A 5731-nucleotide genomic window follows, 5' to 3' on the forward strand; every position below is an offset into this window, starting at 1 on the left:
CGCCCGCGGGGGCCGCGCCGCGCGGCCCCCCCCGCGCGCGCGCGCCCCCGGCACCCCTCCCCTCCGCCCCCGCGCGGGCCCCCCCCCCCCCCCTCTCCGGTGGTGCAACCGCTTCTCGGCGCGATCAGTCCGTGCCGAACTCCATCGCGGCGCGGTCCAGCATCTCGTCGTCGTCGGAAACCTCGCCGCCGCGGGAGGCGATGGCCTCGGCGCCGCCCTGCGGCATGGTGCCGATGAGCCCGGTCGCGGCGGCCTGGGCGGCGCCGATCGCGGGATTGGCGGTGCCGATCAGGCCGAGTCCGGCGTACTGCTCCAGCTTCGCGCGCGAGTCGGCGATGTCGAGGTTGCGCATGGTGAGCTGGCCGATCCGGTCCACCGGGCCGAACGCGGCGTCCTCGGTGCGCTCCATCGAGAGCTTGTCCGGGTGGTAGCTGAACGCCGGGCCCGTGGTGTCGAGGATCGAGTAGTCCTCACCGCGCCGCAGTCGCAGCGTCACCTCGCCTGTGATCGCCGCGCCGACCCAGCGCTGCAACGACTCCCGGATCATCAGCGCCTGCGGGTCGAGCCAGCGGCCCTCGTACATCAGCCGGCCCAGGCGCCGTCCCTCGTTGTGGTATTGGGCGAGGGTGTCCTCGTTGTGGATCGCGTTGACCAGGCGCTCGTAGGCCGCGTGCAGCAGGGCCATGCCCGGCGCCTCGTAGATGCCGCGGCTCTTGGCCTCGATGATCCGGTTCTCGATCTGGTCCGACATGCCCAGGCCGTGGCGGCCGCCGATGGCGTTCGCCTCCATGACCAGGTCGACGGCGGAGGCGTACTCCTTGCCGTTGATCGTCACGGGGCGGCCCTGGTCGAAGCCGATCGTCACGTCCTCGGGGAGGATCTCGACCTCGGGATCCCAGAACCGTACGCCCATGATGGGCTCAACGGTCTCGATGCCGTTGTCCAGGTGCTCCAGCGTCTTGGCCTCGTGGGTGGCGCCCCAGATGTTGGCGTCGGTGGAGTACGCCTTCTCCGTGCTGTCGCGGTAGGGGAGGCCGTGGGCGAGCAGCCACTCCGACATCTCCTTGCGGCCGCCGAGCTCCGTCACGAAGTCCGCGTCCAGCCAGGGCTTGTAGATCCGCAGGTGCGGGTTGGCGAGCAGGCCATAGCGGTAGAACCGCTCGATGTCGTTGCCCTTGAAGGTCGAGCCGTCGCCCCAGATCTGTACGTCGTCCTCGAGCATCGCCCGGACCAGGAGGGTGCCCGTGACGGCGCGGCCGAGGGGCGTGGTGTTGAAGTACGCGCGCCCGCCCGAGCGGATGTGGAACGCCCCGCAGGTGAGCGCGGCCAGGCCCTCTTCGACCAGCGCGGCGCGGCAGTCGACCAGACGCGCGATCTCGGCCCCGTAGGTCTGCGCGCGGCCGGGCACAGAAGCGATGTCGGGCTCGTCGTACTGGCCGATGTCGGCGGTGTAGGTGCACGGGACGGCGCCCTTGTCGCGCATCCATGCGACTGCGACCGAGGTGTCGAGGCCGCCCGAGAAGGCGATGCCGACGCGCTCGCCGGCGGGCAGGGAGGTGAGGACCTTGGACATGGATAGATTATGCATCAGGACGCATGGTCATGCAAAGCCCGTGTCGCATCCGCCGTCGGCCGGTGCGCCCGCTGCAAGATCAGGACCTTGGGTCTTCCGCACGTACAGCACGTGATCGACGGGCGGCGCCGCCTCTCACGTGCAGACCTCCCGGACGCACCGCGTCGTCACCCGCCCGGACGTACGACCTGAGCGGGGCGAAACCATCACGATGGCACGGGGTTACCGTCGGCGGCATGGACGATGATCGCCGAGGGTGGATCCCGTGTCTGCTCAGTGGGGCCGTGTTCGCCGTGTGTATGGCCGGTACCACGCTGCCGACCCCCCTCTACCCCCTCTACCAGGAGAAGTTCGGCTTCTCCGAGCTGACGGTCACCGTCGTGTACGCCGTGTACGCCTTCGCGGTGATCGGCGTGCTGCTGCTGGCGGGCAACGCCTCGGATGCCGTGGGCCGGCGGCCGGTCCTGCTGTGGGGCCTGGGGTTCGCGGCGGCGAGCGCGGTCTGCTTTCTGTGCGCCACCGCGCTGGGCTGGCTGTATGCGGGACGTCTGCTGTCGGGACTGTCCGCCGGCCTGTTCACCGGCGCCGCCACGGCGCACGTGATGGAGCTGGCGCCGCGCGGCGGCGACTCCCGGGCCACGTTCGTGGCGACGGCCGCCAACATGGGCGGGCTGGGCTGTGGTCCGCTGCTCGCCGGACTCCTCGCACAGTACGCGCCCTGGCCTCTCCACCTGCCGTTCGTCGTGCACCTCGCCCTGGTGGCGTGCTCGGTCGCCGTCGTGCTGTGGCTTCCGGAGACCGTTCGGGAGCGGCAGCCGCTGAGCACCGTACGGCCGCAGCCGCCCAGCCTGCCGACGCAGGTGCGCGCGGTGTTCGGACCGGCCGCGATCGCCTCGTTCGTCGGCTTCGCACTGTTCGGGGTGTTCACCTCGGTCAGCCCCGCGTTCCTCGCGCAGTCGCTCGACGTGGACAACCACGCGGTGAGCGGACTGGTCGTCGCACTCGCCTTCTTCGCCTCGACCGCCGGACAGCTGACCGTCGGCCGGGTCGGAGTGGGGCGGTCCCTGCCGCTGGGCTGTGCCGGACTGCTCACTGGGCTGGTGCTGCTCGCAGGCGCCTTGAGATGGGATCTGCTGGCCCTGGTGGTGCTGAGCGCGGTCGTCGGCGGAGGCGGGCAGGGGCTGGCGTTCCGCGGGGCGCTGGCCGCGGGGGCCGCGGCATCCCCCGCGGACCGGCGTGCCGCGGTGATCTCGGCTCTGTTCGTGGTCGCCTACGCGGGCATCTCGGTGCCGGTGATCGGTGTGGGGGTGCTGACCGGGCCGATCGGTCTGGAAGGCGCCGGGCTCGTGTTCATCGTGTGCATGGCCGTCCTGGTCTCGACCGCGGGTGTCTACCTCCTCCGGCGGCCGGTGCCGGAGCCGTCGTGACCGCACCGGCGGCTGGTGGGGCCGGCGCCCACGCGGTCGGTGCTCGCTGAAGTTCGAGGCCTGCCGCTCATCGAGTCCGTCTCCTTTCGCGGTTCAGGGTGGAGAATCGCGCCGGTCACGTTCCCGTCGTCGCCCGCCCAGGTCAGGTCGGTGGAGATCCTCTAAAGGCCGTGCGGCGTGAAACGGCGGGAGTCCTTCCCGAACGACGCATGGCGTGTGCACACATCTCGCCGTACGAGCGGGTAAGGCACAGTGACACGTGCAATCGATAACGATCGCGGTGCACACCTTGCGTCACGGCTGATCACCTCTAGCCTCCGACCATGGCATTTCTCTCAAGTCGCCGCAGAAGGGCACGCCTCGCCCTAGCGCTCGACGACGCTGCCCTCAGCAGGCTGCTGAAGACGCTGCAGGCGACGACCAGCACGGGCACGATCGCAACGACAGACCTGTGCTCCGCCCAGATATCCCGCCTCCTGGACCAGGACACGGACGACTGGGATCGCCGTTCGCACCAGATATCCGTCCTGGCGTACTGCCTGTCCGACTCGCACGTGCCTCGGGCCTGGGCCGCGCGCGAGCCGGGCAACGCGAGCGCGCTCGTGCTGTCTGCCTGGGCCCAGCTCGTGCGCGCACGCTCCGAGGGACGTCTGGAGGACGGCGCCGCCGTGGCCGAGAGCTGCTTCCAGGCCGCCGAGCTCGCACCGGAGGACCCCACTCCCTGGGTCGTCCTGCTGGGGCTGTCACGGCTGGAGCGCCGCAACCAGTCGGAGGTCTTCGGCCTGTGGAACGAGGTGCTGGCGCGCGACCGCTGGAACCGTGAGGCGTACCTGAACATGCTGGCCTACCTGGGGCCGGAGGAAATGGGATCGCGCATCCAGGTGCTGGACTTCGTCGACGCCGTCCGCGCACGGGCACCCGAGAACGCCCCCTGCGCCGCCACGGAACTCACCGCGCAGGTCATGCAGTACCAGTCCGTCCTCACCCTGGGCGGAGTCGAGGCGCTGATGGCACGCAACCACTGGTCCCACGCACCGGCCGCCCAGGCCCTCGACCGTGCGGCCCGCACCTGGGCCCGCCCCGGCTTCCTGCACCACGCGGCGGCCCTCGCCGACCTGAACCTGCTCGCCTACGCCCTGATCGCCGCCGAACGGCGCAGCGAGGCACGCCCGGTCTTCGAGGCGATCAACGGCACGGTCACCGCCTGGCCCTGGCGCGTGGAGGGCGACCCGGTGACCGAGTTCGAGAAGGCGCGGAACAGGGCGGCCACCGGCCTGTGAAAGAGCTGCCCGGGGGACCGGTTCGGGGCGCCGCGCCTGCCTCACGCGATGCCGTACGCCTCGGGGTCGAACTCGGCCAGACGCCTCCGCACGCCACTGCCGACGACGGCGACCCGCGCGCCCCTCAGGCCGTGCTCGTGGCGCCGGCGTGACGAGTGGAAGACCTCACCGGGGCCGGCCAGACCGGGGACGCCGGGGAGCAGGGGCTCGTGCCACGGCCGCGCCGCCGCGATCTGCGCGGACCGGAGACCTGGGCAGGTGAGCTGTACCGGGCGAGTACGAGCCGCCGCCGCGAGAGTGCGCTCACCGCGAGGCCTTCACGGCGCGCAGGACCGCGTCCGCCATCCCGCGTTCGCCGCGCGCGTTGGGGTGGACGGCGGCCGCGAGACTGCTGGGGCGGAGGGGCTCGATCCAGCGGGTGCGCTCGGGGGAGCAGGCGCTGTGCTCCCGCGAGGGGCCGTACGTGTCCACGTAGGTGGCCCCGCCCGCCCGGGCCCGCTCCCGCAGGGCGGAGTTGAGCTCTTGTTCCGTCTCCCGGAGATAGGTGATGTCACCGGGGGCGAGGGGCAGTTCGAGGCCGCAGCCGTCGTTGCCGGGCGGCAGGACCGCCGGATAGCCGACGACGTAGACGCGGGCCGCGGGCGCGCGGCGCCGGACCTCGCTCAGCGCGCCGGACAGCCGTTCGCCCGTGGCGGCGATCCTGCGCCGCGTGCTGTCGGTGCCGTCCTCGACGTATGACCCGCGGCAGGGGGCGTCCTCGAAACCGTGCTTCCCGCTGCCGAAGGCGTCGAACGCCGTACCCATGTCGATGCAACGGGCGACCATGTCGATGAAGTCGACGTCGTTGCCGCCGATGCCGATCGTGACCAGCCGGGTCCTGGAGGAGAGCGCGCTGACCTGGGCGGGGTTGGTGCCGTCCTCGGTGGACTGGGGCGCGGTGAGGTCGGGGATGGTGGCGCCGCTGCAGCTCACGTCGTGGAAGTCACCTGCCTTCACGCCGAGTCGGGCGGCGACCAGGGTCGGGTAGTTGTGGTCGGAGCGGCCGCAGCCGGCGGGTTCACCCGTCTGTACGGGGATCTCCGGACCGGAGGTGTAGGAGTCGCCCATGGCGACGTACAGTCCCCTGGACGCCGAAGGGGCGGTGCCACGGGCGCTGCCGTCGCCGTCGTCGTGTGCGGTGCCGACGGCCGTGGCCAGGGCGATGGCCGTGAGGAGGAGCCCGGCCAGTACGGCCCGTGGGCGAGTCGTCATCGACGTGTCCTGTCTTGCGAGGCGGGGCGTCAGGGGCTGGCCTTCGCAACGTACAGGACCGAGATCGGATCGCCCGGTCACCCGCCAGGAGACGGGACTTCCCCGCCCCGCTGATGCGCCGCGCAGTGTGTGCGCCGGGGCCGCTGGTCGAGCGTCTTGGGAGGGGAGGGCCGGAGCCGCCGGGGCGACGGGCCGGGGCT

General features: G+C 71.8%; 4 protein-coding genes. 2 read left to right on the forward strand and 2 right to left on the reverse strand.

The features are described from left to right. Positions 1-124: 124 nt before the first annotated feature. Positions 125-1573 (reverse strand): argininosuccinate synthase, encoded by a 1449-nt coding sequence (argG, locus tag ACFW2E_RS29525; protein WP_384470122.1) that lies wholly within the window; start codon positions 1571-1573, stop codon positions 125-127. Positions 1574-1809: 236 nt separating this feature from the next. Between argG and ACFW2E_RS29530 the strand changes: the two genes are divergently transcribed. Both ACFW2E_RS29530 and ACFW2E_RS29535 read left to right on the forward strand, forming a co-directional pair. Further along, entirely contained in the window at positions 1810-3000 is a 1191-nt protein-coding gene (locus tag ACFW2E_RS29530) for an MFS transporter (RefSeq protein ID WP_384470123.1), read from the forward strand. A 323-nt stretch (positions 3001-3323) separates the two neighbouring features. Further along, positions 3324-4280: a hypothetical protein gene (locus tag ACFW2E_RS29535; protein WP_384470124.1), complete on the forward strand. Its 957-nt coding sequence runs from the start codon at positions 3324-3326 to the stop codon at positions 4278-4280. A 303-nt stretch (positions 4281-4583) separates the two neighbouring features. Here ACFW2E_RS29535 and ACFW2E_RS29540 read toward each other — a convergent pair whose 3' ends face one another. Then, positions 4584-5531 (reverse strand): SGNH/GDSL hydrolase family protein, encoded by a 948-nt coding sequence (locus ACFW2E_RS29540; RefSeq protein WP_384470125.1) that lies wholly within the window; start codon positions 5529-5531, stop codon positions 4584-4586. Between the last annotated feature and the right edge of the window lie 200 nt (positions 5532-5731).

Origin of the sequence: Streptomyces sp. NPDC058964, assembly GCF_042741275.1 — a bacterium.
GTDB lineage: Bacteria > Actinomycetota > Actinomycetes > Streptomycetales > Streptomycetaceae > Streptomyces.